Raw genomic sequence first — 26651 nt, 5'->3', positions numbered from 1 at the left:
GCTGGGCTTTCCGCCCCGGAAGCGGTATCGGCCCGTTCTGCTGCCCGTGTGGGTTCACCAGGTGACGGCGCCGACCGGCTACTCCCGCACACTGGACGTCTTCCAGACCGTGGTGCTGCGTTTGTGCGCCGCCGGAGTGCGGGACGTCGGCGACCTGTCCCGGTTGATCGGCCTGGACACCGCCCTGTGCCGCACGGTGATCGCCCGACTTGTGGAGGGGCGGCTGATGGAACCCGGGCTGAAGCTGACCGAGGCGGGGCGGCGTACCGTGGCCGAGGGAGAAGTGGCGGAGACGGATCCCCAGCTCGTCCGGGTGTTCCAGGATCCGGCCACCGGGGTGCTGCTGCCTCGTATCCTGGTCGCCGATCCGGTACGAGCCGATGTGCGGGAGCATCGCGGCCGCTGGGTCACCATTCAGTTCGGCACCGCCGGTGCCTCCCGAGAGGTCGGCGCGCTGACGCTTCGGGCCGGCGGTTCCTCGTTGCGCCCGTCAGAGCGAGAGGTGCTGGAAGCCTGCAAAAACCACGACCTGGCTGCTCGTGGGCTTCGTGGTGGTTCCCGCGGCATGCCCGACGGCGTGGTGGCGGCTCAGCGGATCGGTTTCCATGGCACGGCGATCGCCGCCTACGTGGTGTGTTACGTCGTCGAGGACGACGACGGGTCCGGGCGTATGTGGACCGTCGAGGATCCGTTCGCGGTGGGTGACGGGCGCTACTTGGCAGATCTCCTGGTGGCCCGCGCCGAAAGCGACGAGCCTTTGGGCCGGCTGATCGACGGCTTGCTCGGCGGGAGCCGCCGCGACCGGACCGCCACCGCGCGCAGGGTCGACCAGGAGCTCGCCGAGGAGGCCCGCGCCGACGTCGTACGCATGCTCGGCGAGGAGATCCGGGACCACCCGGAGGTGCTGGCTCACCTCGCGGACATCGAGTTGGCGCTTCTCAAGGACACCGCGCGGGAACGCGAGAACGCCGCACGCAATGCGATCCGTGTCTTCGAGTGCATACTTCCCGGGCTCAACGACCGCTTCCCCGCCCGGCTGCCGCCCTCCAGGGAGCCAGGAGTACGGGAGCGCGCATTCGTCCTGACCGCCCAGCGCCTGGGCGCCACCTCTGTGCCGCCGGAGATGCGCAGATACTGCAAAGCACCGGCCAACGGGCTGGCCGGAGACATCATCAAGGCGGTCTGGGCGGCCGGAGAGAATCCGCAACATCCGTTCGTCACGTTCATCCGGCGACGCCCCACACTCCTGGAGGATCTCGACCGGTCACGAATACTGCGCAACAACGCGACCCACGGACCGACCGGTGCCCCTGCCCCGGACGAGCTTGAGCACATCCGGACCCTCGCGTACGAAGCAGCCCGCCACTTGCTCGGTCTGAGTGGTGGCCGATCCACGGACAGCGAAAAGGTGAACTGACGCCATGGGGAAGAGGCAGACGCGATCGCGTCAGAAAGGTAAGGGAGTGGTGTGGCCGGGCCAACAGGCTGCCGCTTCCCAGCGCAGCGAGACCACCCGTGTGCGTCAGCCAGCTCCTGTGGCGCCCAGCACCACTTCGGGGAGCAACGAAACCGTCGCGCTGCTGACGGAGATACAGCAGGTGGCGAGCGAGGCGCAGGTGGTTCTGGCGGCGGGTGACAAGACCGTCGACACGCACTCCGGCCTGGAACACGCGTGGCAGCTCTACCGCGCTCTCGCCAAGCGCCAGGAAGACGCGGCGAACGCCCTGACGGTACAGGCAGAGCGGCTTCACGCAGAGCGGGAGGAGCTCTCTGCCGCGGCTGCCCGCCAGGCAGAGGACGCGGCTTCGGTGCAGGACGAACGCGCCGCCCTGGCCACGCGCACGGAGCTCCTCGACCGCAGGGAGCGTGATCTTTTTGACCGTGAGCGATCGGCGGAAGCGCAATTCGCCGAACGTCGTCTGGCAGCCGGCCGAGAGCTGGAGAGCTGGCTGGCGGAGCAGCGGCAGACGGCCGTGGACGCCCTCGACAGCGAACGCCGGGCCCGGCATGCGAGGTGGACCGAGGAGCAGAGTCGCCTGGCCGAGGCGCAGACGGTCCTGGACCAGAGGGAAAGCGAACTGACCCAGCGCGAGAGGGACCTGCGTTCCGCGCAGCTCCGGCTGGAGGATGAACGCGAGGACATCGTCCACCTCAAAGCCGCGCTCAAGGAACAACAGGCCAGCCGGGCGGAACGGTTCGAGGGCGAACTGACGAGCCGCACCGGCCAGCTGGTCCAGCAACTGGAGGAGTACCGGCAGAAGGCGGCTGCCCTGGCCGAGGGCAACGAGCGCCTGGGCGCTCGGCTCAACGAGTACGAAGGCGCTCTGGCGTCCCTGGGCGGCATGACCTTGGAGCAGGTCGTCGAGCGCCTTACCGAACTCCGCGCCGAGAACGCCCGCCTGCTGGAGGAGAGCGCCACGGCGCCACGGGCGGACGCGCGCATGCTCGAGCAACTGCGGCAGCAAGTCACGCAACTCATCGCCGACAACGAGGAACTGGTGCGGGAGCGCGGAGAACTGGAGTCCGCTCTGCAACGTGACCGTATCGCGGTCAACGAGCGCCAGAACTACCTGGAGATCAACAACTGGTTGAGTGCCGCCAACGGCCAACTGCAACAGCTCCTCAACGAGGAAGCAGCCAAACTCAACGCCACAGCCCAGGCCGGCAAGGACGGTCACGTGTTCCCGGCCTGCGCACGCATGGACCGGGAGTTCGGCACACCCCTGCCTTCCGATGCGCCCATGCCGGGCATGCCCGATCTGGTGCGCCAGATGCAGGCGGTCATCCGGCAGAAGGCCGGCCTTTCCTATCGCCTGGCGGACCTGCGCCTAGTTCTGGCGGGCATGGCGATGAGCCGTCTCCATCTGTTCCAGGGCATCAGCGGCATCGGCAAAACCGGCCTGGCCCGGGCGCTGGCCGGCGCCTTCGGCAGTGACACCAGTGTCGCCGTGGTTCCCGTCCAGGCCGGCTGGCGCGACCCGCAGGACCTCATGGGTTACTACAACAGCTTCGACCGGGTCTTCTATGAATCGGAGTTCACCAAAGCCCTGTACCGCGCTCAGTGCCCCGCCTTCAAGGACCGGCCCTTCTTCATCGTCCTGGACGAGATGAACCTCTCCCATCCCGAACAGTACTTCAGCGGAGTGCTGTCGGCCCTCGCCATCAAGGACCGACCCAGACTGGCGCTGACCACAGCACCGGTCGGAAACCCCGCCGACCTGATCATCGACGGAACGCACCTCGCCATTCCGGAAAACGTCTGGTTCATCGGGACGGCCAACCATGACGAAACAACCGTCGGCTTCGCCGACAAGACCTACGACCGGGCCTTCGTCCTGGAACTGCCCTGGCGGCACCCGGAGCTGCCGGTGACGCCGTGCGCCCCGGCGCAGCCCCTCGGACTCGGACGTATCAGCCAGGCTTTCGGCGAGGCGCAGGCCACCTACGGCACACAGGCCGACGGCATCATCGAATTTCTCGACACCCTCTGGCGCAGTCGCTTCGCGGATGAGCTGCGCATCGGCTGGGGCAACCGGCTCGAGCTACAGATCAAGGAGTTCGCACCCGTCGTGGTCGCCGCCGGAGGCAGCCCAGGGGAAGCGCTGGACCACCTGCTGGCCACACGCATCTTGCGCTCCGTCCGGGGGCGATACGACATCCATGCTGACACCCTCGACACACTGCGCACCGACCTTGTCGAAAGCCTGACACGCTTCGACAGCGCTCACGAGCCGACAGCAACACAACGACTGCTGGACGACGAAATCCGCTCGCGCGGTCGGCGATGAGCCGGGAAGCGGCCGAGCCGGAACTCGGCTCTCTCCTCGTCCGCCATCTCCTTGCGGTGTCTGCCCGTCTCGCCGAGGAGACCGCTACGCTCGACGACTGGCTGGCCATGCCGCCGATCGTCCTCGACGTCACCGATGAGACGGAAGCCTTGACGGTGGAGGACGTCTTCGAGCGGGAGTCCGGTGCGCTGCGCACGGTATGCCACCGCCCGTACACGCGCCTGCGTACGGTGGAGGAAGTCCTGCCGACGTCCCAGGTGCGCTCGATCGCCGCAGGCGCGACGGCACGTCTGGCCGCCCACCCCGAGGACTGGGCCTCGCATACGCTCGCCGGTGTCCGGCCCAGCCGTCTGCTGGCCCGGCGCAGTGAGAAAAACGCCGACATCTACGAGAACCGGGTCGCGATCGCCGTCCTCAACGTGATGCGGTCGCATCTGCAGAAGCGCATCGCCAAGCTCAGGGACCTGAGCAGGATGGTGGACGATGTGCACGGCCTGCTCATGCCCTCGCAGGAAACTTCTTGGCGGGCCCGACGAGACCTAGCCAAACTGCTCAGGAACATCGAGGAATCCGGTCGACATCAGGCGGCCGCGGAGGTACGCCGACGGGCACTGGAATCCTCCCTCACGACGGTGGAGTTGATGCTGGGCTCGCCGCTGGCACGCGCGGTCGACCACCGCTCCGCACCACCGCGCGAACTGCATCCGACGAACCTGCTGAGCAGTGATCCGCATTACCGCAGGGTGGCTCTGCTCTGGCAAGCCTGTACCGCGATCGAAACCCCTCGTCTCGGAGAAGCCGATACGACCCGTCGGCGACAGGAGGTCCTCGGCGCCTTCGAGCGTTTCACCGGCCTCCTTCTGCTGCTCGCCTGCAAGCTGCTCCAGGCCGTCCCGGAAGCCGGTCAGCCGGTCCCTTCCCCCGGCTGCTCCACCCGTTTCCGCATGCGAGGCGAACTGCTGACGGTCACCTGGTCCCGGACGGGCGACTTCGTCCTTCACTGGCGCACGCGGCAGGTGCTCCGCGTCGTGCCGATCGCGGCCGACCTGTGCACGGCTCCCGACGCCTCCTCGGTCGCTGCGGCGATCACGGAGTCCCGCCGTGACCGGCCGAGCGCCATGTGCGACAACGACCTGATCGTCTATCCAGGGCTGCTTCAAGCACGGCAGGACGCTGAGCCTGACGTCGTCCGGGCCTCCTATCGGATCGGTCGCCGCGACGGCGACGCGCCCGAGCGGCATGTCGACGTCGCTCCTCTGTCCCCTCTGGACATTTTCAGCGTCAGCCGCCTGCTGCGGGCCGTCCAATGGGCGACACTGGGTGCCGACGCGCGCGACTACCCCCACACCGTGCCCGTGCCCGCAGGCAATCGCTCCGCTCTGGCGGGCTGCGGCTGGCTCGAACCCCGGCCCGACGGTGTCGCGGTCGTACGCGCCCCGAGCCAGACCGAGTTGGAGCGTCTCCCCGCTCGACTGAAACAGACCCTCAGGCGGCACGGCAGTGGCCGGGCAACCGAGCACGAGACCCGGCGATTGCGTGCCCTGTGTGCGGCGTTGGAAGAGGCGGCCGCCAAGACCGAACTGCTCGAAGTGTGCCCGGTGTGCGCCAAGACCGGACCTCAGCGCCAGACGGACTTCGAGCCCCGTGAGGACGGTCTGTTCGCAGCGTCCTGCACCTCGTGCCGTACCCGGTGGGAGCTCCGTCGCTGCCTGGCCTGTGGCGACACCTTCCCGTTGCTCGATCCGGACGGCCTTGCCGCTACCGGTGCTCCCGAACCCGACCTCGATCGCCGTGCCGGTGGGGTTCTCCTGGCGGTTCCGTGCTGGTCTGCGGAGCGCACCGGCCAGTCCATCTGTCCCGCCTGCGGCACTTGCGGTGAGGCGGGACGAATCACTTCCTGCCCACGCGGCTGTTCGGCCCAGCCACCGCTCTGAACCGGGAAGGTACGTCTATCCCTCGAACGGGCCGTGGCCCGGAATGCCTCGGCGCAGCACAGGCAGAACAGGATCGTCGCGGCGTCCGCTGGACATGTGGTGTCACGTCAGTTCGGCAAAAATGGGTCAGCCGTGAGACGGCGAAGTCCCACCGGAGCGTTCCGGTGGGACTTCGCCGTCTCACGGCTCCGCGCAAAAGCGCCCTCGGGACGGTTGCCGGCAAGGCAATCAGGGTACGTCAACGCCCTGTTGCGGGAGTGCTTTGGCTGGCTTTCAGTGGGGCCCGCACTCGCCGGCCTCAGCCACCACGGCCCCCGCACCCTCCTCTACACCAGCCGCGGCACCGGCTTCTGGGGCCCGCCATTCCGCGTCTTCGCCCCCAGCGAGATCACCCTGCTCGTGCTCCGCAGCCCGCACATGCCCACCTCGCCGTAAACCGGGCGGGCCAACATATCCGCTTGGAGCAGTCCATGGGCCGAGGGGTGCGGCGTCGACAGATGACCAGCCTCGTCGCGCCGAGGACACGATCCGGACCATTCCCGGGCCGACGGCTCCAACGAACCACACGTGGCCACGTTTTACACAGCTCAGCGACGCTTGACGCCTGTACCACCAGCAGACAAAGTACCTGCTGACCTCAGCATCGAATCAGGCCGCTTTCCACAAGCCTGCATCCAAAATGCGAGCCGCCTTCGCGATGCTTCCCGGCATCAGGTGCCGGTAGGTGCGATACGTCTCCTCAATGGACTTGTGCCCCATCCATTCGGCCACGTCGGTGATCGGTATTCCGTTCCCGAGCGCGTTCGAGGCGAAGTAGTGCCGGAAGCTGTACATGCCCGCACCGTCCTGCGCAGGGAGTGCCTTGAAGAGCTTCTGCGCACGTCGGCGTTCCATCGGCTCGGTGTAGTAGCCGCTGGGACCGCGCAGGAGGTAGCCGTCCTTCGTGGTGCCGTGCTTCTCCTCGTAGCGCTCCATCGCTTCTCGCACCGAGCGCGGCAGAGGGACCTCTCGGAACTCCCCCGCCTTGCGGTGCTTCAGCTTCGCCGGCTTGTGTGTGTTGGAGTGGATCTGCTCGTGGACCCGGTAGACGTCGTCCGCCACAACGTTGTTGACGTTCACCGCGCGGGCTTCCCCGTTTCGCAGGCCGCAGCCCACCATCATGACGATCTCAAGCGCGAGGATGTGATCCGCGACAGTCAGCGCTCTCCTCACATAGTCGAGGGAGGGAATGACCACCTTCTCCCGAACGTACTCCGGCTCCTGGACCCCCTTCACAGGATCGTCCGCCATGGCCCCCTTGGCATAGGCATCCCGCAAGATCGCCTTCAGAGTGCGGAAGATGTTCACCTGGTTTCCGCGGCCCACCCCCTCGGCCTCCAACTCATCCAGGAAACGCTCGACCACGATCGGCGTGACAGAGTTCAGCTTCCTTGATCCGAGACGGGGGACGATGTGCACGTTGATGGAGCTGTCGACGTGCCAGCCCGTGGAGTACTCCGTCATCCTCCGCTGCCGCGGCCGCCACTGCTTCGCGTATTCCTCGACCGTCTGCTGACCAAGTTCCCGGCGGGCCTCGGCAACGGACGGCGCCGTCTTCTTTTTCTCCGCGTAGATCTGCGTGAGGCGCTCGATCGCGTCGTCCTGCGTGTCGTAGCCGGCCTCTTCACGCTGCTTGCCGAGAGCGTCCCGGAACCGAATCGTGTACGGGTGCGGGCAGCGGGTCGGCCTGGAACAACCGCACTCCTTGAAGAAGGACCCCATCCCACGGGCGAGCTGTCGAGCCACGTATCAAGCCTTCCGAGCAGGGCGCCGGGCGGCGCAGCAAGCCCCTGCCGTAGGCGCAGGTCAGCAAGCCGGACACCGTCCGGCCCGATGCTGACCTTTTGCTGACCTGGAGGCGGCGATCAGGGCTCTGACCTGCGGAAACACCCAAACGCTAGATCTTGGACTTGAACATGGTGCGCAGCATGTCGGACTCCTGGAGGACGGCTCCCTGCCTGCTTTGTGCAGGTCAAGGGCGTTGTTCACTGTACACCGGCACTTGTCGGACTCGAAGATTCCGAGGAACATCGATCCCACTCGGGCAAGAAGGCTCCTCGCCTGCGCTTCCGTCCGATCCAGACTGTCGGACCATGGCCGGCCAGGCACCGACCCGAACCTCAGTCCCGGAATGCGTGCGGACTCATGCTGACCAGATGCTGACTTGTCTGACGATGCGCCAGGCCCGGGGCGCCCTGGTCCGCGCGGCCATCACCGAAGCCGGGTACTAGGTGGCCGATGCGGTCACCGCCTGACAGCGCTTGGCGGAGTGCCGTAGGCCTCATGGGGCTCCGCCGCGCGGCGGCGTCATCAGGTCCCGGGTCGGACGACCACCGCCAGGTCCTCCATTCGTCCCGGTGGCGACGGCGCGGGCGGGTGCCTCACGGTCTCCGGTGGCCAGCACCGGCCGTACGCCCAGACGCCGTAGCCGGTCCACGGCCCGGTAGCTGCCCGGCCTCAGTACGTCTCCGACCTCGACGAGCCCCGCGGTCACACCGTCGACGCGGATCACGACGGGCGTGTGGGCGGCCGTCTCGGCCGCGGACAGTGCGTCGTCCAGGGGTGCGGGCAGCTCGTCGTCCGGGGCCAGCACCCCCACCAGCCGTCCGTCGACGTTCCGGCGCACGCCGCGTCCCGGCAGTGCCGCGAAGCCGGTCATGTCCGGCAGCGTGCGTCCGGTGCGGTGCGTCGGCGTGGGCCGTCACGGCCTGGCCCAGCGGGTGCTCGGAGCCCTGCTCGACCACGCCCGCCAGCCTGATCGCCCGTTCGCCCGCGCCCTGGCCCAGGAACCGCGCGAGCCGCTCCTGGACGAACCCACCAACCACCTCGGCATCCAGCACCAGCTCGACCTGATGGACCTGATCGCCGCTCTCGCCTCGAAACCCGGCCTGCTCTCCCGCCCCTGACCTCGGGGCATCACCCTGCCGGGCTGTTCCGGACGCATGACGCGGCGGTCATCGCGGGAGCGCGCCTCACCTCAGCCCGCAGTCACCGCACTTCGAGCCCTCCGGCGCACGGTAGTAGAGGCAGCAACTCCGGCGCCGGAACGCGAGATCGGGGCCAGTGAGCACTCCGGTGCCGGCCAGGCGTCCGGTGTCCAGCAGCGCGGTCGTGAGGTCGGTGAGCGGTCCGCGCACCGCTGGACGGAGTGCCAGCAGGGCGTGGGCCGCTCCGGCGAGCGCCGACGCCGAGTTGCCGTCCAGCAGGCGTGGCGCGATCTTGACGCGCAGTCCGTCGGCCAGTGCCGACAGGTGGCCCGTCACCTGCGCGTGCAGGGCGCCGACGGGACCGCCGGCGAGCCGGTCGGCGTACCAGCCGACGGGGCGGGGCACCCGGAGAGCCGGTCCGTCGTCGGCCCGCTCCAGTTCCTTCAGGTCGAGGACGATGCCGTGCAGGACGACACAGGCCAGAGCCGGTGACCAGAGGCGGGCGGCGTGACCGAGTTGGGCGATGGAGACGTCGACGCGCGGCTCCGCGGTTCGGTGACGGCGTGCGACGGCTTCGGCGAGGTCGGTGGAACCCGCCGCGTAGGAGCGGGCGACCGGGTGCCAGCCGGCGTCCGGTCCGCCCAACCGCAGGGTGAAGAAGCCGCCGAGGCTCGCCACGTCATGAAGGGCTGCGCCGACGGACGCCGTTGAGGCACGTGCTTCGTCCACTGTTCCTGTCCTGCCTCCCTTCTCGGTCCGTACGGTCAGGAGGCCGTACGCCGTCGCGGCGGCGTGATGGTGTACAGGTCGAGGATGTCCGGCCGGGGCGCCACGCCCGGTCCGCCCGCGCGTGCCCAGGCGGCGATGTCCTCGGTGGCGTCCGGGTCGTTGACCAGTCCGAGCCAGACGGGCCGGGCGCCCGCGGCCCGGCCCTCGGCGGAGGGCTGGACGACGATGACGTTGGCGTGTTCGCAGACGTCGAGGCAGGCGGACACCCGCACTGGCACCTGAGAGCGCAGACGTGCCGTCTGGGCCGCGTGGTCGACTCCGGTCACTTTGGGGCTGCCGCAGCAGCAGTCGCGGCATACGACGACGCGGCACGGCACGGGGGCGGCTGCCGCCTCGGTCCTCGCGTCGTCGGTCGTTCGTCCGGTCGGCGTTGCGGGCATGCGGTTGCCGTCCCTCTCTCCGGGGAGATCCGCCCCGGTGGTCCGTCGAGGTGGCGACCGCGTGAGTCTCCTGGCTCTCGGGTCGATGCGGTCTCCCGGCCTTCCCACCCGTTGCCGGGCAGTGGCCTGTCGGGAAGCGCTCGCCGATCACAGTGGCGGGACCGCGCCGGAATCTCACCGGCTTCCTCGTTCCGCCGTCGCCTTGTCAGCGGCCATCATCCCATCCCGGGTCGCCGGGCCCGCTCGCCCGGTGCCGGCCGTCAGTCGGTTTCCTGGGCGTGCGGGGCCGTGGCGGGCGGATGGGTCGGACGGTCCCGTCCGCCGTCCCGCCCGGACACCGCCACGACGACCAGCCCGACGACGACGGCTCCGGCGACGACGCGTCCGGCCGCGCGTCCCCACCACCAGGCGGGACGGGCCGTGCCCGCGCCCCGCTTCGGCAGGCCCAGCCGCTCGGCCCGCCGGGCAGGTCGCAGCAGACGGGCCAACAGCAGTGCGGAGACGGGCAGTTGCAACAGCCACAGGACGGTGCGCGGCCACTCCCCGTACCAGACGTTGGTCCCGTACAGCAGGGTGTGCCAGACGCTCAGCACGTACACGACGATCACGAAACGGTGCATCCGGCGCCAGGTGTTCGCCCCGATGCGGTGCCGGACGTAGAACAACAGCCCCAGCGGAATCGCCAGATACAGGGCGCCCTGACCGATCGGGATGGCGACCTGGCCGGTTCCGGAGTCGTACCAGCCCGGCACGAAGGTGTCCGCGAAGGCCACCCACAGCCGCTCCGCCCAGTCCACCTTCGTCTCGTAGCGGACGAGTTCCGCCGCGAACATCAACGCGTGCGCGAACATCAGCGCCATGGTCGTCAGGCTCGTGGCGCGGTGCCAGCGCTCCAGCACCGGGCGGGAGACCGGCAACCGGGCGGGGCGCGGCCCCGACAGCAACAGGCCCAGCATGACCGTGCCCCAGGCCCACAGCAGGGCGGACCAGCCGAACGCCTGGCTGAGCAGATACATCCAGTAGGTGCCGGGATCGTCCATGAACGGCATCACCGCGACGGTGTCCGACTCGCCCGACTTCATGCGCGCCCACAGGAGGGCGAACACCAGCACCGTGACCACCACCGCCGCGCCGGCGTCGGGCAGGGCGGCCCGCAGATCACCGCGCAGAGCGACGCGGTGACCGGGAGGCCGTTGCCTTCCGGCCGGGGCCACCGCCCCGTCCTCGTCCGGCCTCGTGTCCGACGTCATCAGGGGGCCTCCCGGGCACGGGGCACCGCGGCAGCGGTGCGCAGGTGACGTGAGGCAACAAGTCTGGCTGACGGGGCAGTGATCCCCCGAGGCGCAATCCGGCCAGAGCCGCAGCGACAACTGGCCGGGAAGGCACCTGGTTTCCGCCTCCCCTCCACATTCAGGACAACCGTCGAAGCCCCACTGTCGCGGATGTACGAGCGGGCCTACGCTGAGGCACGCAGTCGGTTCGTGCCGCCCGTCCGACCGGACTCCCGGCGGCGCGACGCAAGAGGGAACCCGGTGCGAATCCGGGACTGTCCCGCAGCGGTGAGTGGGAACGAAAGCCGTCGGTGTCACTGGGCCCGCGCCAGGGCCGGGGAAGAGACGGCCGGTAGGTGTCCGCCCTTTCGGCGGACGAGCCCGCGAGTCCGAAGACCTGCCACTGCGCCCGCGTCCCGCGCGGGCTGTGCACGTGACCTCGTGGACTGGGTCGGCGGTACGGGCGGTCGTACGTCGTGCGGGTGGCCGCGCCTCCTTCCTGTCACTGTCCAAGGACCGGTACGGAGGAGGATGCTGTGCGGGACCCAGCCGCTTCGCTTCGGTCACTCCGCCCTCTGGTCCACATGTCGCCCGGCAGCCACCGACGGACGGCCCTCGGCCCCGGCGCGGGTGTCCTCATGGAACGGGGCCTGTCCCCCGGCACGGTGTCCGGTGTCTGCCACGGCACCCTGGGCGAGCTCTACCAAGGCCCGCTGCGAGCGGGCACCGAGCCTGAGATCGCGGTGGTGTCCTTTCCCGTGGACCGCCACTCCTGGGTGTACTTCACACCCGGGGCGGTGACGGGACCGCCGCGTACTCCGGCACTGGGTGAGAAGTCGGCGACAGCGGCGCGGCTCTTCCTCGACCACTACGGCCTCACCCTGCCCCCGGGTGACTGGCACACCCACTCCGAACTTCCGGCGGGTGTGGGAATGGCCAGCTCGACGGCGGACATCGTGGCGACACTGCGCTGCCTGTTCCGCGTCTTCTCCCTGCCGTACGACACGGACGTGCTCCTCGGCGTCCTCGCGGACATCGAGCGCGCCGACAGCGTCTTCCTCGACGAGTTCGCCCTGTACCTCAGCGGCCGGCACCGGGTGGTGCGGCGTCTGGGCCCGGACATCGGCTTCCACACCGCCTACGTCACGGAACCCGGCACGGTGGACACCGCCGCCGTCACTCCCCTGCTGCTGGACCACTACCGGCGCCGCGGCGAGGAGTACCAGCGGTGCCTGACCGATCTGCTGAAGGGTTTCGTTTCGGGCGATCCGGCCGCCGTCGCCCGTGCCGCGACGACCAGCGCCGCGTTGTCCCAGGAGGTGCTGCCCAAGGCGACCTTCGCCAGCCTGCAGGCCCATCGTGAGCGGTTCGGCGCCGACGGCGTCTTCGTCGCCCACACCGGTTGTCTGGCCGGCTATCTCTTCGCCTCGCGCCCACGGGCCGAGGTCAAGTCCGAACTCTCCGCGTTCTTCCACTCGCTCGGCCACCAGTGCACCTTCGCCCAAGGAGGCTACGGGTGATCCACCCCCACATCGCCGACGCCCTGAAGGTCCCGGACCTCGTCCGGCTCACCGACGGCCTGGTCCTGCTGCGGTTCGAGTCGATGAAGATCTACTCGGCCCTGGCCGCCGTCCGTCATCTGCTGGAGCGGGGCACGGTCCGTCCGGGCCAGACCCTGATCGACAGTTCCAGCGGCATCTACGCCTACGCCCTCGCGCTGGCCTGCCACCGGTACGGCATGCGATGCCACATCGTCGCGTCCACCACCGTCGACGCCACCACCCTCGCCCAGCTGGAGATCCTCGGCGCCACGGTGGAACAGGTCAGACCCTCGCGCGACCTCAGGCTGGACCAGGAACTGAGGGTGCGACGGGTGCGGGAGATACTCGCCGAGCGTCCCGGCCACCACTGGATGCGCCAGTACCACGACGACATCCACTACCTCGGCTACCAGGAGGTCGCCGACCGGATCACGGCGGAGTTCCCGCACGCGTCGCTGAGCGTCGTCGGCGGGGTGGGGTCCGGAGCCTCGACCGGCGGCATCGTGGAACGCCTGCGCGCGACGGACCCCTCCGTGCGCCTGGTCGGCGTCCAGCCCTTCGGCAGCGTCACCTTCGGCAGCCAGGACCACCACGACCCCGAGGCGATCATCGCCGGCATCGGCTCGTCCATCGTCTTCGACAACGTCCGCCACCACCTCTACGACACCGTGCACTGGCTGGACTTCACCCACGCCATGTCCGGCGCCGTCGCCCTGCTCCGCGAGCACGCGGTCTTCGCCGGACTGTCCACCGGTGCCGGCTACCTGACCGCGACGTACGAGGCCCGCCGCCACCCCGACCGACTGCACCTGGTGATAGGGGCCGACACCGGACACCGCTACGTGGGGCGCGTGTTCGCCCGGCACGCCGAGGCCCTGGACCCGGCCGCGCTGAAACCCCTCGAGGTTCGCACTCCGGAGGAGATGACCATGCCGTGGTCGAGGATGACGTGGCGGCGCACCCCCTGCCCGGCCCACTGGAAGGAGCGGGCGGCATGACCGTGGCCTGTCTGGAGTCACTGACCTTCGGCCTCGGCCGTCTGGTCCGCGCCGCCGACCGGCTCGGCGAGCGTCTGCTGCTCCTCACCCGGGACCCCGTCTACTACGCCTACGAACTGGACCGGCTGCCCACGGACGCCCTCGACGTCGTCGTGACCGACACCTTCGACGTGGAGCGGGCCGCCGATCTGCTCCGGCGCACCCCGGGACTGCGGGGCCTGATCAGTTCCACCGACACCTGGACCCTGGCCGGCGCCGCGCTCGCCGAACGCCTTGGTCTTCCCGGTCTCGATCCGGCCGTCCTGCGGCTGACCCGGGACAAGGCCGCCGTACGCAACCGACTGCACGACGCGGGCCTCACCCGCGGAAGGGCCGTCGAAGTCGCCGGCCCGGACCGCGAGGCACGCGGGCTGCTGCTCAAGGAGGCGGGACTGCCGCTGGTGCTCAAGGACACGGCAGGCACCGGGAGCCAGAACGTGTGGCTGGTCCGGGACGAGGGCGAACTCGACGCGACGCTCAGCGAGGCGTCCGGTCGGGATGTGAAGGGCCGGTTGTTCGCCGAGCCCTATTTCAGCGGCCCGGTGTACAGCGCCGAGACGCTCACCTGGGACGGCCGCACCCGGCTGCTGGGCGTCTCCAGCCGGCTCATGTCACCGGAGCCGCACTTCCGCGAGGAGATCACCGCCTTTCCCGTCGCCTTCCCGGGCCCGCAGCCGGCATCACTCGAGTCGTGGCTCGATCGGGTGCTCGCCGCCATCGGTTACACCGACCGGTTCGCTCACGTGGAGTTCGTGCTGACCGCCGACGGCCCCGAGGTGGTGGAGGTCAATCCCCGGATCGGGGGCGCACTGGTCGGGGAGGGCATGTGCCGGGCGCTCGGCGTCAACGTGTACGAGGCGATGATCGAGGCCGCGCTCGGCCGCCGCCCGCGTCTCATGGACGCGGACTGTCCCGGCGGTCCGGCCGTCGCCTTCGTTCTGGGCTACCCGGCCGCGCCCGGCGTGTTCACCGGCGTCACCGGGCTCGACCGGCTCACCGGCATGCCGGGAACACCCGCCTGGTACCCGGTCAAGCGCGTCGGCGACCCCATCGAGCACCTGGGCGACAGCCGTGGATACGCGGGCATCGTCTACGCCGAGGCGGAGACCGCCGAACTCGCCACCCACCGCGCGGTGGCCGCCGCGGGCGCCCTGCGGGTACTCACCGACACGGCAGGCCGGGAGGCGCCCGGTGGGTGAGCGCACCAACCGGGGACCCGGTCTGCGGGCCTCGCTGTTCCCGCTCACCGGCCCGCTGCGGTTCCTCCTGCTCAGCTCGTTCCTCATTCCGCTCGGCAGCTTCATGGTCCTGCCGTTCATGTCGGTGTTCCTCCACGAACGGCTCGGGATGGGACTCGGCACGGTCGGCGTCGTCCTGGCGGTGGCATCGCTCGTGCAGTTCTCCGGCGGCATCGTCGGCGGGGCCCTCGCGGACCGGATAGGGCTGCGCCGCACGATGGTGTGGGCCCTCGTCGTGCGCACCGCCGGTTTCGCCGGGCTCCTGCTGGCCCTGCGCTGGCCGCCCCTGGCGGTCTGGGCGCTGGTCCTGACGTGCTGTGGTGCCGCGCTCTACCTGCCCGCGAACAAGGCGTACCTGGTGCACGGCGTCGACGACGCGCGCCGCCCGGCGTTCCTGTCGGCGGGCAACGCGGCACTCAACGCGGGCATGGCCGTGGGCCCGTTGATCGCCGGGCCGTTCGTCCTGTCGTCGCCCGGCTGGCTGTTCGCGGCCGTCACGACGCTGTTCCTCGCGATCACGGCAGGACACGCGCGGCTGCCCGGGACCGACGGCGCGCGTCCTCCCGCATCGGAGGACACGGCCCGCCCAGGTCTTCTGGCCGGCGTGGCACTCCTGCCCTTCGCCGCCAACGCGCTCGCCTTCTACCTCTACTTCCACTTCCAGCACTTCCTGGCGGTGTACGCCGTCGAGCGCGCCTCCAGCGCGTTCTACAGCGTGGTGCTGCTGCTCTGTTTCACACTGGTCATCGTCGTACAGCCGCTCGCATCCGGCCTGATCCGGCGCATGCCGTACTCCCTCGCCCTCGCGGTCGGCTTCACCGGTCTGGCGACGGGCTCGGCCGTGCTGGCGGCCGGTACCCGGGCGGCGCTGCTGGCGGGCGGGGCGCTGATCACCCTCGGGGACATCGTGCTGTTCCTCAAGAACGACCTGGAGGCGCTGCGCCGCAGCCCTCGCTCCGACGCCGTGGTCTTCGGTCAGCAGCGGCTGGCCGCGGGCCTGGGCGCCTGCGCGAGCGGCGTGCTGGGCGGGCAGCTGTACGGCCTCGGCGAACGGACGGGAGATACCGGATGGTTCTGGCTGCTGGCCGCCGTCCAGTGTCTGCTGCTTCCCCCTCTGCTGCTCACGCTGCGCCGTCGCACGGCGCGGCTCCCTGTCTCCGACGGCGACCATGAAGGAGCACTGACGCGCGATGGCACGGACGGGCGGATTCCAGGACGATGACTTCTGGACCGAGTTCCATGACTTCCTTTTCTCCGAGCAGCGCTACGAGCAGGCCGAGGAACTGCTCGACACCTCCCCGCTGTTCGATCTCCCCGGCGGGTCACGCGTGCTGGACCTGTGCTGCGGGCCGGGCGTGTTCACCGTCCCGCTCGCCCGTCGCGGGCACCGCGTGACCGGAGTGGACCTGAGTCCGGCCATGCTGGACCGGGCACGCAAACGGTCGGCGGACGCCGGTGCCGACGTGACGTACGTACGAGCCGACGCACGCGAGTACGAGGCGCCGGGCGGCTTCGACGTCGTGCTCAACATGTTCACCTCCTTCGGATACTTCGAGGATCCTGCCGACAACGCGCGCGTCCTGCGCACGATGTACGCCTGCCTGGCCCCCGGCGGCACGCTCGTCCTGGACCTCGCCGGGAAGGAGCTCCTGGCCCGCGGGGTCACCCCGCCCAAGGTGGTGCGGCGGGGCGACGACCTGATGGTGCAGACCGACACCGTGCTGGACGAGTGGGCGCGGCTGCGCAGCGAGTGGGTGCTGGTCCGGGGCGAGCGGGTGACGCGGACCACTCTGACCTGGTTCGTGTACAGCGCCGTGGAGTTGCGGCGGATGGTCGAGGAGGCGGGATTCGGCCGAGTGGAGGTCTTCGGCGGCTTCGACGGGCGCCCCTACGACGAGGACGCCGAACGGCTCGTCCTTCGGGCTGTCCGCGAAGCGTGAGGAAGGCGGGGCGTGCGGCCGGGCCCGTACGCCCTTTCGCCGTCGGCTCGGGGAAACGTAGGATCACCTGGTCATCGCCGCGACGGGAGACAGGAAGCCGGTGCGAATCCGGCACGGTCCCGCCACTGTGACCGGGGAGCGCCCCTCCGACATGCCACTGCGCCCAGCGCGGGAAGGCGGAGGGAACGTCGATCCGGGAGTCAGGACACTGGTCCGTCGCGGGCCCGATCCGAGGAGCGCGGACTCCAGGAGGCTTCACGTGTCCCCTTCGTTCACCCCTGCCCGCACACGCGGGCTCCTTCATGCCACGGCCGCTGCCCTGGCTCTTTCGTCCGTGCTGCTGACCACCGGCTGCGGCTCGTCCGGCGAGAGCGGCGGCGACGCGAAGGCCACCGCGGCCGTGCCCGCAGGCTTCCCCGTCACCATCGACAACTGCGGCGTGAAGACGACGTACGACAGGCCGCCGTCGCGGGTGGTCACCATCCACCAGCACCCTGCGGAACTCATGCTCGCCCTCGGCCTGAAGGACCGCATGGCCGGAACGGCCTTCCCCGACTCCGCCGTCCTGCCCGAACTCGAGAAGGACTACAAGGCGATCCCCGAACTGGCGAAGAGGGAACCGTCGTTCGAGACGGTCCTGGACGCCGAGCCCGACTTCGTCTACGGCGGCTACGGCAGCGCCTTCGACGAGAAGGAGGGCCGTTCCCGCAAGGCGTTCGCCGACGCAGGCATCGACACCTACCTCAACCGCGAGTACTGCGGCAAGAAGAAGGTGACGATGAAGGACACCTACGACGAGATCCGCACCATCGGCACGGTCTTCGGTGTCCCGGACCGGGCTGACAAGCTGGTCACCGACCTGCAAAGCCGCGTCGGCAAGGCCACCGCGGCGGTCGGGGGCGAGTCCGAAGTGTCCGTCTTCGTCTACGACAGCGGCGACAAGAGCGCCTTCACCGCCGGCGGCAAGAGCCTGGGCACCGAACTGATCCACCTGGCCGGCGGCGAGAACGTCTTCGCCGACCTGGACGACGTCTTCGGCGACGTCTCCTGGGAGCAGGTCGTCGAGCGCAAGCCGGAGGTCATCGCCATCTACGACTACGCCGGTGCCGGCAGCGTCGAGGAGAAGAAGAAGTACCTGCTCTCCCAGCCCGCGCTCGCCGACGTACCCGCCGTCAGGAACAAGCGGTTCGTCGTCCTGCCGCTGACCGCCACCCTGGTCGGCATCCGCTCGGCCTACGCAGTCGAGGACCTGGCCCGCGGACTGCACCCCGAGAGCTTCCGGTGACCCAGGCCGCCACGGGCACGCCCGCCCAAAAGGCGGCGCCTCGGCGGAAGACCACCAGGCCGGAGACAGGCCGTACACGGCTGGCCGTCACACTGCTGGCACTCACGGCGTTGCTCGTCGTCTCCGCCACGGCGGGCCTCGCGATCGGTTCCGTCCAGGTGCCACCCGGCCAGGTGTGGGGCATCGTGACGCACGCACTGGGCGCCGACTGGCAGCAGCCGGACTGGTCACGGGCCAGGGAGACCATCGTGGTGGACGTGCGGGCGCCGCGGGTGCTGCTCGGTGCGGTCACCGGCGCCGGCCTGGCGGTGATCGGCACCGCGCTGCAGGCCCTGGTGCGCAACCCGCTCGCCGAGCCGTATCTGCTCGGCGTGTCCTCCGGCGCGTCCCTCGGCGCGGTCTCCGTGATCGTGTTCGGGGTCACCCTCTTCGGGGCGCTCTCCCTGTCCGTGGCCGCCTTCTTCGGCGCCCTGGGCGCGCTCCTGCTCGTGTACGCCACCGCCCGCACCGGCGGACGCATCACCTCGGCACGGCTGGTGCTGTCCGGGGTGGCGATCGCGGCGGTGCTCACCGCGGTCCTCGATCTGCTGCTGCTCACCACCGACCGCGGCAACGAGGCCCGCGCGGTCCTCGCCTGGACCCTGGGCGGCCTCGGCGGCGTCAACTGGGGCACGCTGTGGCTGCCGAGCACGGCCCTGCTGCTCGGTGTCGGCGTCCTCCTGGTGCAGGCCCGCAACCTGAACCTGCTGCTGGCCGGCGAGGAGGCGGCCACCACGATGGGGCTGGACGTGGCCCGCTTCCGGGCCCGGCTGTTCGTCGTGCTCTCCCTGGTCACGGGCGTGCTGGTCGCTGCGGCCGGACCGATCGGCTTCGTCGGCCTGATGATGCCCCACATCGTGCGCCTGTTCGTCGGCGGCGACCACCGCCGCGTCCTGCCGACGGCGGCACTGGGCGGAGCGGTCTTCCTCGTCTGGGCCGACATCGCCGCACGGACGATCGCCGCACCGACGGAGATACCCGTCGGCGTGCTCACGGCCCTGTGCGGCGGTCCGTTCTTCCTGTGGCTGATGCGACGGGACGCCCGCCGCGGCACCGACCGAGGAGTGGCATGACCGCGACCTACACGCCCCCGGCCGAACTGCGCGTCGACTGCGTCACGCTCACCGCGGGAGCCCGCCGCCTGGTGAGCGACGTCTCCCTGACCGCACGCCCCGGCGAGACCATCGGCCTCGTCGGGCCCAACGGCAGCGGCAAGTCCAGCCTCCTGCGCGCCGTCTACCGCGTCCTGCGCCCCGACACCGGGCGCGTCCGGGTGGACGGGGACGACGCCTGGGCGCTCCCGGCGCGGCAACTGGCCCGCACCGTGGCGGCGGTGGTCCAGGACTCGGCCGCCGACTTCGACCTCGCCGTCCGCGAGGTCGTCGCCATGGGCCGCACCCCGCACAAAAGGCTCCTCGCCGGCGACACCCCCGAGGACGCCGACCTCATCGACGGCGCGCTCCTCGCGGTCGACGCCGTCCACCTGGCCGACCGCCCCTTCGACCGGCTCTCCGGCGGCGAGCGCCAACGCGTCCTCATCGCCCGCGCCCTCGCCCAGCAGCCCACCCTCCTCGTCCTCGACGAACCCACCAACCACCTCGACATCCGCCACCAGCTGTCCGTCCTCGGCGCCCTGCGGCGCCTGCCCGCGACCGTGCTGCTCGCCCTGCACGACCTCAACCTGGCCGCCTACTACTGCGACCGCCTCTACGTCCTCGACGACGGTGAGATCACCGCCTCCGGCCCGCCCTCCGCCGTCCTCACCCCACAACTCCTGGCCGAGGTCTACGGAGTCGCGGCGGAAGTCACCACCCATCCACGCACGGGCGCCCCGCAGGTGACCTTCCTCCCCGAAGAACCACGCAGATGAAGGGCCCACCCCGGCACTGCCCCATGCCCGTCCGCGCCGCCCGGAACGGAACAGGGAGCGTGGCCGACGCCTCCGGAGCACCGAGGTTGCCCAAAGGGTGCTGGGCATTGCGGAGGCCAAGGGCATGTTCTTGAGGCTATGCGGCGGGGTCGTCGGTTTCTGACTCGATCGGGTGGAGCCGGGCTTCGGCGAGGAGTTCGCGGCCCATGTAGCGGCGGGCTTCGGTCCACTCGTCGTTCTGCTCGGCCAGGACCGCGCCGACGAGCCGGATGACGGCGGTGCGGTCGGGGAAGATGCCGACCACGTCGGTGCGGTGCCGGGTCTCCTCGTTCAGCCGTCCCCGCGGATTGTTCGATCAGATCTGCCGCCTGATCTCCCGGGGGAAGGGCGGTGAAGGCAAGCAGGTCGTGCTGGGCGGGGTCCAAGTGGTCGCCGCCTTGGGGAACTTGGCCTCCGGAGCGTCCAGGACGTGGGGCATCTGGGCCTTCACCGCGCCGGTGCCGGGCTTGCCGCTTCTCGGGGCGGGTCGGGGGTCGGTCGGTGTCAGTGGGTCCCGGCATGATCGAGGCATGAGTGATCCGATCGTGGAAGGGCTCGTTCTCAGGACGGCCGCGAGGCATGGTGTTCCCGGCCCGGTCGCACAGGAGTTGCTCGCCGGCTCCCGGCCGTGCCTCCATCTGGTCGCTTTCCAGGATCTGACGCTCGCCCAGCAGGAAGTAGCCCGTCCTGCCGCGCGCACGGGAGGCCTCCCCTCCCTTCCGGACGGCGTCGACCGGCCCGATGGGCGCGCACCTCTGGTTCTGACCGTCGACTGCGCGGCGCTCCCCCGTGAAGCCCTGGACATCGCGCTGCCGTCCGACGGGAGCCTGTTGTTCTTCACCCAGATCGAGTGCGAGCCGGAGTCGTCGGTGGTGCTCCACGTAGCCGCCGGCGTGCGGACCACGGAACGCTCGGCGACGTATGAGCTCGGCGGGGAGCCGGCGCAGATCAGGGTCTACCAGCCCGATGTCCTGTATCCGGTGCCGGGACTGACCGTCTCACCCGATTGGCGTGACTCCCCGGCGACCAGCGCGTTCCTGGACAGCGGCCCGGACCGGGACGACATCCTGGACGATTTCGAGGACGCCGTGCGGAGAGCGGCAGCGGGCGGCGCCTCACACGGAGTCGCCGTCCAACTGGGCGGTTTCTCCAGCCCTTGGCAGTCAGCTCCGGACGAGGGCGATCTCGTCCTCCTCGCACAGATGCACGGTCAGTCGATCGACCCCGACGTCTACACGCAGACCCTGATCGTCGGCACACACGAGGACATCGCAGGGCGCCGGTACGAAGCCTTGGAGTTCGAGCAGCAGGTCTGAACAGCCACCGGCTTCCTGACCTCGGCTCCGGCTCCGGTCCTTCCGGCGGCGGCGGGTTCACCCGCGGCACGGCGCCCGCCTCGCGGACTCGGACACCACCCCTCGAACTTGACGGTACCGCGCACGCCGTCGGGCGGTGCGGACTCCGACCGCCTCCCGCAAGAGGCCCTCGCGAAACGCCCGTCGCTCCGCGGCCGGCCCGACTCCTTGCGTGCGGGGCATCGCAAATCCGACCGGAGAGCGAGCGCCGGGCGGATTGCGTGTGTGTGCGTCTGGCTGGCCAGCGTCGTTCCTGCGACGTGAGGGACGACCTGGAAGAGGGCATGGGCGACGATCTTGCTGGTCGTCGTGCTTGTTGCCGGCCCGTCCTCGCGCCGGCAACTCGCGGCGGCTCGACGCACGGGCCTTCGCAGCACCAATCGCCTCCCCGCCCCCTCGTTCTCCGACAGATTTTCAGACCACGGGCGACACGCATAGGACGCCGACGGCGGGGGACTTGGGCCAGAACGGCATACCAGGGTGCGCCCGCCTCGGCCGCACCGGTACCGCATGACCAATTGAGGGAGGTTGTTCCATGAACACCGGCGACATGCCCGTACTGATCAGGCTCTCCGATTCACAGCAGACGATCCCTGCCGCGGACGAGGACGTACGGGGCCGCAAGGTGGCCGACCGCTCCGGCAACGAACTCGGTGAGGTGAGCGACCTGATCATCGACGAGGAGGAGCGCAAGGTCCGTTTCCTTCTCATGGAATACGGCGGTTTCCTCGGCATCGGCGAGAAGAAGAGCTACATCCCGGTCGACGCCGTGGCCGACGTGACCGAGGACCAGGTCCGCATCGACCGTACCCGCGACGACGTCGTCGACGCGCCCGAGTACGATCCCGAACTGGTGGACCAGCGCGAATACCCCGACCGGGTGTACAGCCACTACGGCTACGCGCCCTTCTGGGGGACCGGCTACATTCCCCCGGCATTCCCCTACCGGCTGTAAGCGTCGTCCGCCCGGCCCCCGTACGCCTCTGCGCCGGGCCCCGCGCCCCGATCGAGCGGCGCCACGGGCCCGGCGTTCGCTCGGGCCCGCGCGGCCGCTGCGTACGGTAGGCGTGTGCGACTACTCCCGGAGCCAGTCCGTCGGCTCGTTGCTTGGTGCGTGGTGATCCTGCTGGTCGCGGGGGTCGGCTACGTCGTGATCCAGGTCTGTGTGGCGCTCAGGCCCGCGGTTGTTCCCGTGCTGCTGGCTCTGCTCGGTACCGCGTTGCTCCTCCCCGTGCACCGGTGGCTCCTGAGCGCGAAGGTGAACCGGTCAGTCGCCGCCGGGCTCACCTGCGCCGCGGTCCTCGCTGCGGTCGGCGGTGCCCTGTACCTCCTGACGGTGACACTGGTCGACACCTGGGACCAGATCGTCGCCTCGTTGCGCAGGGCGGTGCGTGAGCTGGCCGATCAGTTCGGTGCGTCCGGCACCTCGCTGGAGGAACTCGCAAACGATGCGCTGGACCTGCTGGGCAGGTTCGGAGGGACGGCCGCCTCCGGTGTCGTCACCGGAGTCAGCCTCGTGGCCCAAGCCCTCGGCATGGCGGTCCTCGCGCTGCTGCTGGTCTTCTTCTTCCTGCGCGACTCCGACCGGGCCGCGGCCACCCTGCGCTCACTCGTCCCACGCGGTGGCGCGGACGCCACTGAGGCGATGGCCCGGAGGGCTTTCGAGGGTGTCGAGGGGTTCATGCGGGGCACCACCGTGGTCGCGCTCATCGACGCGGTCTTCATCACCACCGGACTGCTGATCCTGCGCGTGCCGGGTGCCCTCGGACTCGGCGCGATCGTCTTCATCGGCGCCTACGTCCCCTACGTCGGAGCCTTCGTCTCGGGAGCCGCGGCCGTGCTGGTCGCACTCGCCGACCGGGGACTCGCCATCGCCGCGTGGACGCTCGGGGTGGTGCTGGCGGTCCAGGTGCTCGAGGGAAACATCCTCCAGCCCATGGTCCAGAGCCGGACCGTGCGAATCCATCCCGCGGTGATTCTGGTGGCGCTCACCGCGGGCGCCACGCTGGCCGGGATCGTCGGGGTGCTCCTCGCGGTGCCGGTCACCGCTGCCCTCTTCGGAGTCGTCCACGAACTGCGCACCCGCTACGCCGACTCCGGAGAGCCGCCCACTGGCGGACCGGATGAGGACTCGCCGGCACAGACCGGATGATGGTGCCCCGGATGACGGTGCGGGGCTTGAGGGCGTGCCCGGGGTCGTGAAGGAGCGGTTGCTGCTCGTGCCCCTGACTGACTCCTACAACGGCTTTGAGGGACACGCCGAAAGCGCCGGGCCGGAAGGAGGCGAACTGACATTCAGCCGTCCGGCAGTTCGACCGGGGGCATCTCACTGACGGGCGGGGCCGGTTCTGCGGCGTGGCAGCCGGACGCTGACGCGCGGCCTTCGGGCGAGGCGGGGCTGTCGGGGGCGTCACCGGGGCCAAGAGGGACGCCGTTGCTGCGCAGCACGTTGCGAACGTCGAGGATCAGGGGGAAGACCTCGTGGTTGCGGTCCTCGCCTTGTTCTTCCCACGCCCGCTGTTCGGCTTCGACGGCCATGCGGTCCTCGGCGAACACGCGCTCGGTGAAGCGTCTGATGAACGGCCAGGCAAGATGAAGAGCGCCAGGGATACCGGGCTTCTCGATCATGAGCAGGCCGTAGGCGTGGCAGGTGCGCTGCTCGGCGTCCTCGGGCACGTACGCGGCCCAGAGACGGAAGGCGGGACGTTCGGCGTTCTCCGGAACCAGGTCGAGTGTCTGGTAAGGGTATGCGGTGCGGATGGTCATGACATCGCGGGAGTGACTGCCGCCGATCCCTTCGGCTGCCAGCAGGCCGGCGCTGCGGTTCCGCTTCCCCCCGGCGTGGGTGAACAGGTACCGGGCCTCCACCGACCGCGCACCGGTCCGGTGTTCCAGCAGCTCGGGGCGGAGCTTGCCGACGACCCCCCGGTGGAGGAACTGGTGGTTCATGTCGAGGAGGTTCTCGTGCATGAACGAGTAGTGGCAGTGCACGGTCCGGGAGAAGGTCATGGTCTTGTACTTCGGTGTGCCGAAGGCCGGCAGCTCGGGCAGCGCGGTGACCGCCGCCTTGTCCGGGTCGCCGGGGAACACGAACACCAGGCCGTACGCCTCGCGGACCGGATAGGCGCGCACACCGCGCGGCGGCCGGCCGTCCCCCTTGGACAGGTACGGGATCCGCGAGATGCGTCCGTCGCCGCGATAGGCCCACGCGTGATAGCAGCAGAGGAGCGTCTCGCCCTCCACCACCCCCATGCTCAGCGGCACCTGCCGGTGGGCGCACCGATCCTCCAGCGCGTGTACGGCGCCGCTCCGTCCCCGGTAGAGGGCGATGCGCTCACCGGCGAACGCGGTTCCCAGCACGCGACCGGGACGCAGGCGCCTGGACACCGCGACCGGGTACCAGAAGTCCGGGTTCGTCCCGACACGCCGAAGATCGGTCATGCCGAAACCTGCTGCATCGCCGATGTCCCAGGCCCTGAAGTGCGCCTGGCCCCGGCGGCGAGGCGGGCCCCGGGCCCAGACCTGTCGAGGTCGGTCTCGGTCATGCTTCTTCCCTCGCATGAATGATGGACGGACAGCGGCTCGAACCGTCACCCCTCGTGCGGGACGTGACCGCCCGCCGATGCGACGGTTGGGCACCGGCACCTTCATCCTGGCCGGAGCCCGCCGTCCTCGCGCTGCCGGCGGGTCCGGGCGGGTGAGCATCCGGACGCCCTGAGCGCCCTCGGATCCGCCAGCCGTCTCCCGGTCCTACGGCTTTCCAAGCGTCACTGACGTCACTTGGCCTCCGGCCACAAGGCTCCCCCTGTGGGGTTCAGACCTCCTATGGGATCGGACCGTCAGGCCGTTCGGCGTTCAAGAACTTCGCCGGTCCTCGTATCCACTCCATGGACCGTCGCCGACTCGTCGGCCACGCCGAGGACGCTGGCCCTCCAGATCGGGTTCCGGCTCGGCCGGTCGGCTTGCAGCCGTCACAGGGTCCGCCTCCGCCAAGCGGATGAGGAACTCAGCCAGGACATGGCCCGGCTGATGTCGGACGACGTGACGATGCCGACCAGTCGGTCTCCTTCCAGTACGAGGGCGCGGTGGACCCGATTGGCCTGCAACTCGGGAACCAGCCGGGCCAGCGGGTCGTCGGGGCGGGGAGTCGGCAGGTCGCCGACCGGCACCATCACGTCGGTGACACGGGTGGAGGAGCGTTCCGTCTCCGCGACCCCGTCGGCGCCCTTCAGGGTGACCAGGCCGGCCGCCGTGTTGTCGCCGTCGACGACGGGGAAGGCCGAGTGGCGGTAGCGGTAACGGGGGTCGGCCAGAAACTCGCCGATCGTGGTGACTGCCGGGACGGTCACGGGCGCAGGTGTCATCGCGTCGCTCACGGGGATGCCGCCCAGCATGTCACGCAGCTTTGCCTGGCCGCCCTCCGCTGTCGCCATCGCGATGACGAACCAGCCGATGACCACCAGCCAGATGCCGCTGAACACGGCCCCGACCAGGACGAGGTACACGCCGACAGCCACCAGCGCCCATCCCAGGAACCGTCCCGCGGCCGTCGCCACCGCCGTGGCCCGCAATGGGCTGCCGGTCTTCCACCACACCGCGGCCCGCAACAGCCGCCCGCCGTCCAGTGGCGCGGCGGGCAGAGCGTTGAAGACGGCCAGCAGAATGTTGATCCCCGCAAGCCATGCCAACGCCGCCACCACAAGCCCGGCCTCGAAGTACGCGGCCAGCAACCCGGCCGCCAGAGCGAACAGCCCTCCGAGCAGCAGGCTGACCAGAGGCCCTACGCCGGCTATGCGCAGCTCCGCACCGGGGGTGGCCGCCTCGCTCCGGAGCCGTGCGAGTCCGCCGAGCAGCCACAGGGTGATGCCCTCGACGGACACTCCGTTACGACGGGCCACCAGCGCGTGACTGACCTCATGAGCCAGCAGCGACAGCAGGAACAGCACCGCGGTCACCCCGGACGCGAGCCAGTACTGCCATGACGGGCGATCCGGATGAGCCTGCCGGAAGACGCTGCCGGCCAGCCCCACCATGATCAGGACGAAGATGACCAGGACACTCCAGTGCACGCCCACCCGGACACCGGCTACGCGCCCCAACGAGAACGTCGCCCGCATGCCGGCCACCTCCCGGTTCGTGCTCGATGGTCGTGGTGGGGGGCGGAGAGTCGATGAGCTCG

Annotated in this window: 20 protein-coding genes, 4 pseudogenes and 3 riboswitches; of the genes and pseudogenes, 16 read left to right on the top strand and 8 right to left on the bottom strand. The window is 70.0% G+C overall.

The features are described from left to right. Positions 1 to 61 precede the first annotated feature (61 nt). The 4 genes and pseudogenes from MTR79_RS13515 to MTR79_RS13500 form a co-directional block, all read left to right on the top strand. Positions 62 to 1417 carry a hypothetical protein gene (locus tag MTR79_RS13515; RefSeq protein ID WP_244790354.1) on the top strand — a complete coding sequence of 452 codons (1356 nt, stop codon included), beginning with the start codon at positions 62 to 64 and terminating at the stop codon, positions 1415 to 1417. A gap of 118 nt (positions 1418 to 1535) precedes the next feature. Next, positions 1536 to 3788 (top strand): hypothetical protein, encoded by a 2253-nt coding sequence (locus MTR79_RS13510; protein WP_244790352.1) that lies wholly within the window; start codon positions 1536 to 1538, stop codon positions 3786 to 3788. Beyond that, complete coding sequence (locus MTR79_RS13505) at positions 3785 to 5722, top strand: DUF2357 domain-containing protein (protein WP_244790350.1); 1938 nt, start codon at positions 3785 to 3787, stop codon at positions 5720 to 5722. The genes MTR79_RS13510 and MTR79_RS13505 overlap by 4 nt, the downstream gene beginning before the upstream one ends. Before the next feature lie 282 nt (positions 5723 to 6004). Further along, positions 6005 to 6157 (top strand): annotated as a pseudogene (locus MTR79_RS13500) (metallophosphoesterase); the annotation flags it as partial. Between the two features lie 213 nt (positions 6158 to 6370). Here the strand turns inward: MTR79_RS13500 and MTR79_RS13495 are convergent. Together MTR79_RS13495 and MTR79_RS13490 are read right to left on the bottom strand one after the other, a co-directional pair. After that, on the bottom strand, positions 6371 to 7483 hold the full coding sequence (locus tag MTR79_RS13495) for a site-specific integrase (RefSeq protein ID WP_244793153.1): 1113 nt from the start codon (positions 7481 to 7483) through the stop codon (positions 6371 to 6373). 637 nt (positions 7484 to 8120) lie between these two features. Then, a pseudogene (locus MTR79_RS13490) lies at positions 8121 to 8538 on the bottom strand (HAD family hydrolase); the annotation flags it as partial. Here MTR79_RS13490 and MTR79_RS13485 point away from each other — a divergent pair. Continuing rightward, positions 8530 to 8634 (top strand): annotated as a pseudogene (locus MTR79_RS13485) (ABC transporter ATP-binding protein); the annotation flags it as partial. The pseudogenes MTR79_RS13490 and MTR79_RS13485 sit on opposite strands and share 9 nt — an antisense overlap. Positions 8635 to 8733: 99 nt before the next feature. Here MTR79_RS13485 and MTR79_RS13480 read toward each other — a convergent pair. The 3 genes from MTR79_RS13480 to MTR79_RS13470 form a co-directional block, all read right to left on the bottom strand. Further along, complete coding sequence (locus MTR79_RS13480) at positions 8734 to 9417, bottom strand: (2Fe-2S)-binding protein (protein ID WP_244790348.1); 684 nt, start codon at positions 9415 to 9417, stop codon at positions 8734 to 8736. Between the two features lie 35 nt (positions 9418 to 9452). After that, entirely contained in the window at positions 9453 to 9857 is a 405-nt protein-coding gene (locus MTR79_RS13475; RefSeq protein ID WP_189366061.1) for a (2Fe-2S) ferredoxin domain-containing protein, read from the bottom strand. A gap of 63 nt (positions 9858 to 9920) precedes the next feature. Next, positions 9921 to 10048, bottom strand: a riboswitch (cobalamin riboswitch). A gap of 69 nt (positions 10049 to 10117) precedes the next feature. Further along, the gene (locus MTR79_RS13470) at positions 10118 to 11107 is read right to left on the bottom strand and encodes a ferric reductase-like transmembrane domain-containing protein (RefSeq protein WP_244790346.1); all 990 of its coding nucleotides are present in this window, start codon (positions 11105 to 11107) and stop codon (positions 10118 to 10120) included. Positions 11108 to 11376: 269 nt separating this feature from the next. Continuing rightward, positions 11377 to 11527, top strand: a riboswitch (cobalamin riboswitch). 239 nt (positions 11528 to 11766) lie between these two features. Here MTR79_RS13470 and MTR79_RS13465 point away from each other — a divergent pair. From MTR79_RS13465 to MTR79_RS13430, 8 genes are all read left to right on the top strand, one after another. Next, the gene (locus MTR79_RS13465; protein ID WP_244790344.1) at positions 11767 to 12648 is read left to right on the top strand and encodes a hypothetical protein; all 882 of its coding nucleotides are present in this window, start codon (positions 11767 to 11769) and stop codon (positions 12646 to 12648) included. Beyond that, positions 12645 to 13667 carry a cysteine synthase family protein gene (locus MTR79_RS13460; protein WP_086699640.1) on the top strand — a complete coding sequence of 341 codons (1023 nt, stop codon included), beginning with the start codon at positions 12645 to 12647 and terminating at the stop codon, positions 13665 to 13667. Before MTR79_RS13465 ends, MTR79_RS13460 begins: the two co-directional genes overlap by 4 nt. Then, positions 13664 to 14905: an ATP-grasp domain-containing protein gene (locus tag MTR79_RS13455; protein ID WP_189366057.1), complete on the top strand. Its 1242-nt coding sequence runs from the start codon at positions 13664 to 13666 to the stop codon at positions 14903 to 14905. Before MTR79_RS13460 ends, MTR79_RS13455 begins: the two co-directional genes overlap by 4 nt. Beyond that, complete coding sequence (locus tag MTR79_RS13450) at positions 14898 to 16166, top strand: MFS transporter (protein WP_244790342.1); 1269 nt, start codon at positions 14898 to 14900, stop codon at positions 16164 to 16166. The genes MTR79_RS13455 and MTR79_RS13450 overlap by 8 nt, the downstream gene beginning before the upstream one ends. After that, the gene (locus MTR79_RS13445; protein WP_086699643.1) at positions 16135 to 16884 is read left to right on the top strand and encodes a class I SAM-dependent methyltransferase; all 750 of its coding nucleotides are present in this window, start codon (positions 16135 to 16137) and stop codon (positions 16882 to 16884) included. Before MTR79_RS13450 ends, MTR79_RS13445 begins: the two co-directional genes overlap by 32 nt. Positions 16885 to 16973: 89 nt before the next feature. Beyond that, positions 16974 to 17095, top strand: a riboswitch (cobalamin riboswitch). A 48-nt stretch (positions 17096 to 17143) separates the two neighbouring features. After that, positions 17144 to 18169: an ABC transporter substrate-binding protein gene (locus tag MTR79_RS13440; protein WP_244790340.1), complete on the top strand. Its 1026-nt coding sequence runs from the start codon at positions 17144 to 17146 to the stop codon at positions 18167 to 18169. Then, on the top strand, positions 18166 to 19281 hold the full coding sequence (locus MTR79_RS13435) for an iron ABC transporter permease (RefSeq protein ID WP_244790338.1): 1116 nt from the start codon (positions 18166 to 18168) through the stop codon (positions 19279 to 19281). The genes MTR79_RS13440 and MTR79_RS13435 overlap by 4 nt, the downstream gene beginning before the upstream one ends. Further along, positions 19278 to 20078, top strand: a complete 801-nt coding sequence (locus MTR79_RS13430) for an ABC transporter ATP-binding protein (RefSeq protein ID WP_086699647.1) — start codon at positions 19278 to 19280, stop codon at positions 20076 to 20078. Before MTR79_RS13435 ends, MTR79_RS13430 begins: the two co-directional genes overlap by 4 nt. Positions 20079 to 20214: 136 nt before the next feature. Here MTR79_RS13430 and MTR79_RS13425 read toward each other — a convergent pair. Continuing rightward, a pseudogene (locus MTR79_RS13425) lies at positions 20215 to 20463 on the bottom strand (transposase); the annotation flags it as partial. 184 nt (positions 20464 to 20647) lie between these two features. Here MTR79_RS13425 and MTR79_RS13420 point away from each other — a divergent pair. The 3 genes from MTR79_RS13420 to MTR79_RS13410 all read left to right on the top strand — a co-directional run bounded on the left by MTR79_RS13420 (position 20648) and on the right by MTR79_RS13410 (position 23624). Beyond that, positions 20648 to 21433 (top strand): DUF1963 domain-containing protein, encoded by a 786-nt coding sequence (locus MTR79_RS13420; protein ID WP_244790336.1) that lies wholly within the window; start codon positions 20648 to 20650, stop codon positions 21431 to 21433. Positions 21434 to 22007: 574 nt separating this feature from the next. After that, on the top strand, positions 22008 to 22427 hold the full coding sequence (locus MTR79_RS13415; RefSeq protein ID WP_048455056.1) for a PRC-barrel domain-containing protein: 420 nt from the start codon (positions 22008 to 22010) through the stop codon (positions 22425 to 22427). Positions 22428 to 22541: 114 nt separating this feature from the next. Further along, the gene (locus tag MTR79_RS13410) at positions 22542 to 23624 is read left to right on the top strand and encodes an AI-2E family transporter (RefSeq protein ID WP_086699650.1); all 1083 of its coding nucleotides are present in this window, start codon (positions 22542 to 22544) and stop codon (positions 23622 to 23624) included. A 143-nt stretch (positions 23625 to 23767) separates the two neighbouring features. On the opposite strand, the gene MTR79_RS13405 is transcribed toward MTR79_RS13410, so the two are convergent. After that, positions 23768 to 24913, bottom strand: a complete 1146-nt coding sequence (locus MTR79_RS13405; RefSeq protein WP_244790334.1) for an aromatic ring-hydroxylating dioxygenase subunit alpha — start codon at positions 24911 to 24913, stop codon at positions 23768 to 23770. A 530-nt stretch (positions 24914 to 25443) separates the two neighbouring features. Next, positions 25444 to 26589: a site-2 protease family protein gene (locus tag MTR79_RS13400; RefSeq protein ID WP_086699671.1), complete on the bottom strand. Its 1146-nt coding sequence runs from the start codon at positions 26587 to 26589 to the stop codon at positions 25444 to 25446. Between the last annotated feature and the right edge of the window lie 62 nt (positions 26590 to 26651).

Origin of the sequence: Streptomyces sp. BJ20 (assembly GCF_022869105.1) — a bacterium.
GTDB lineage: Bacteria > Actinomycetota > Actinomycetes > Streptomycetales > Streptomycetaceae > Streptomyces > Streptomyces griseoincarnatus.
Note: the sequence above shows the minus strand (reverse complement) of the source record. Positions and strands in the feature narration are given on the sequence as shown.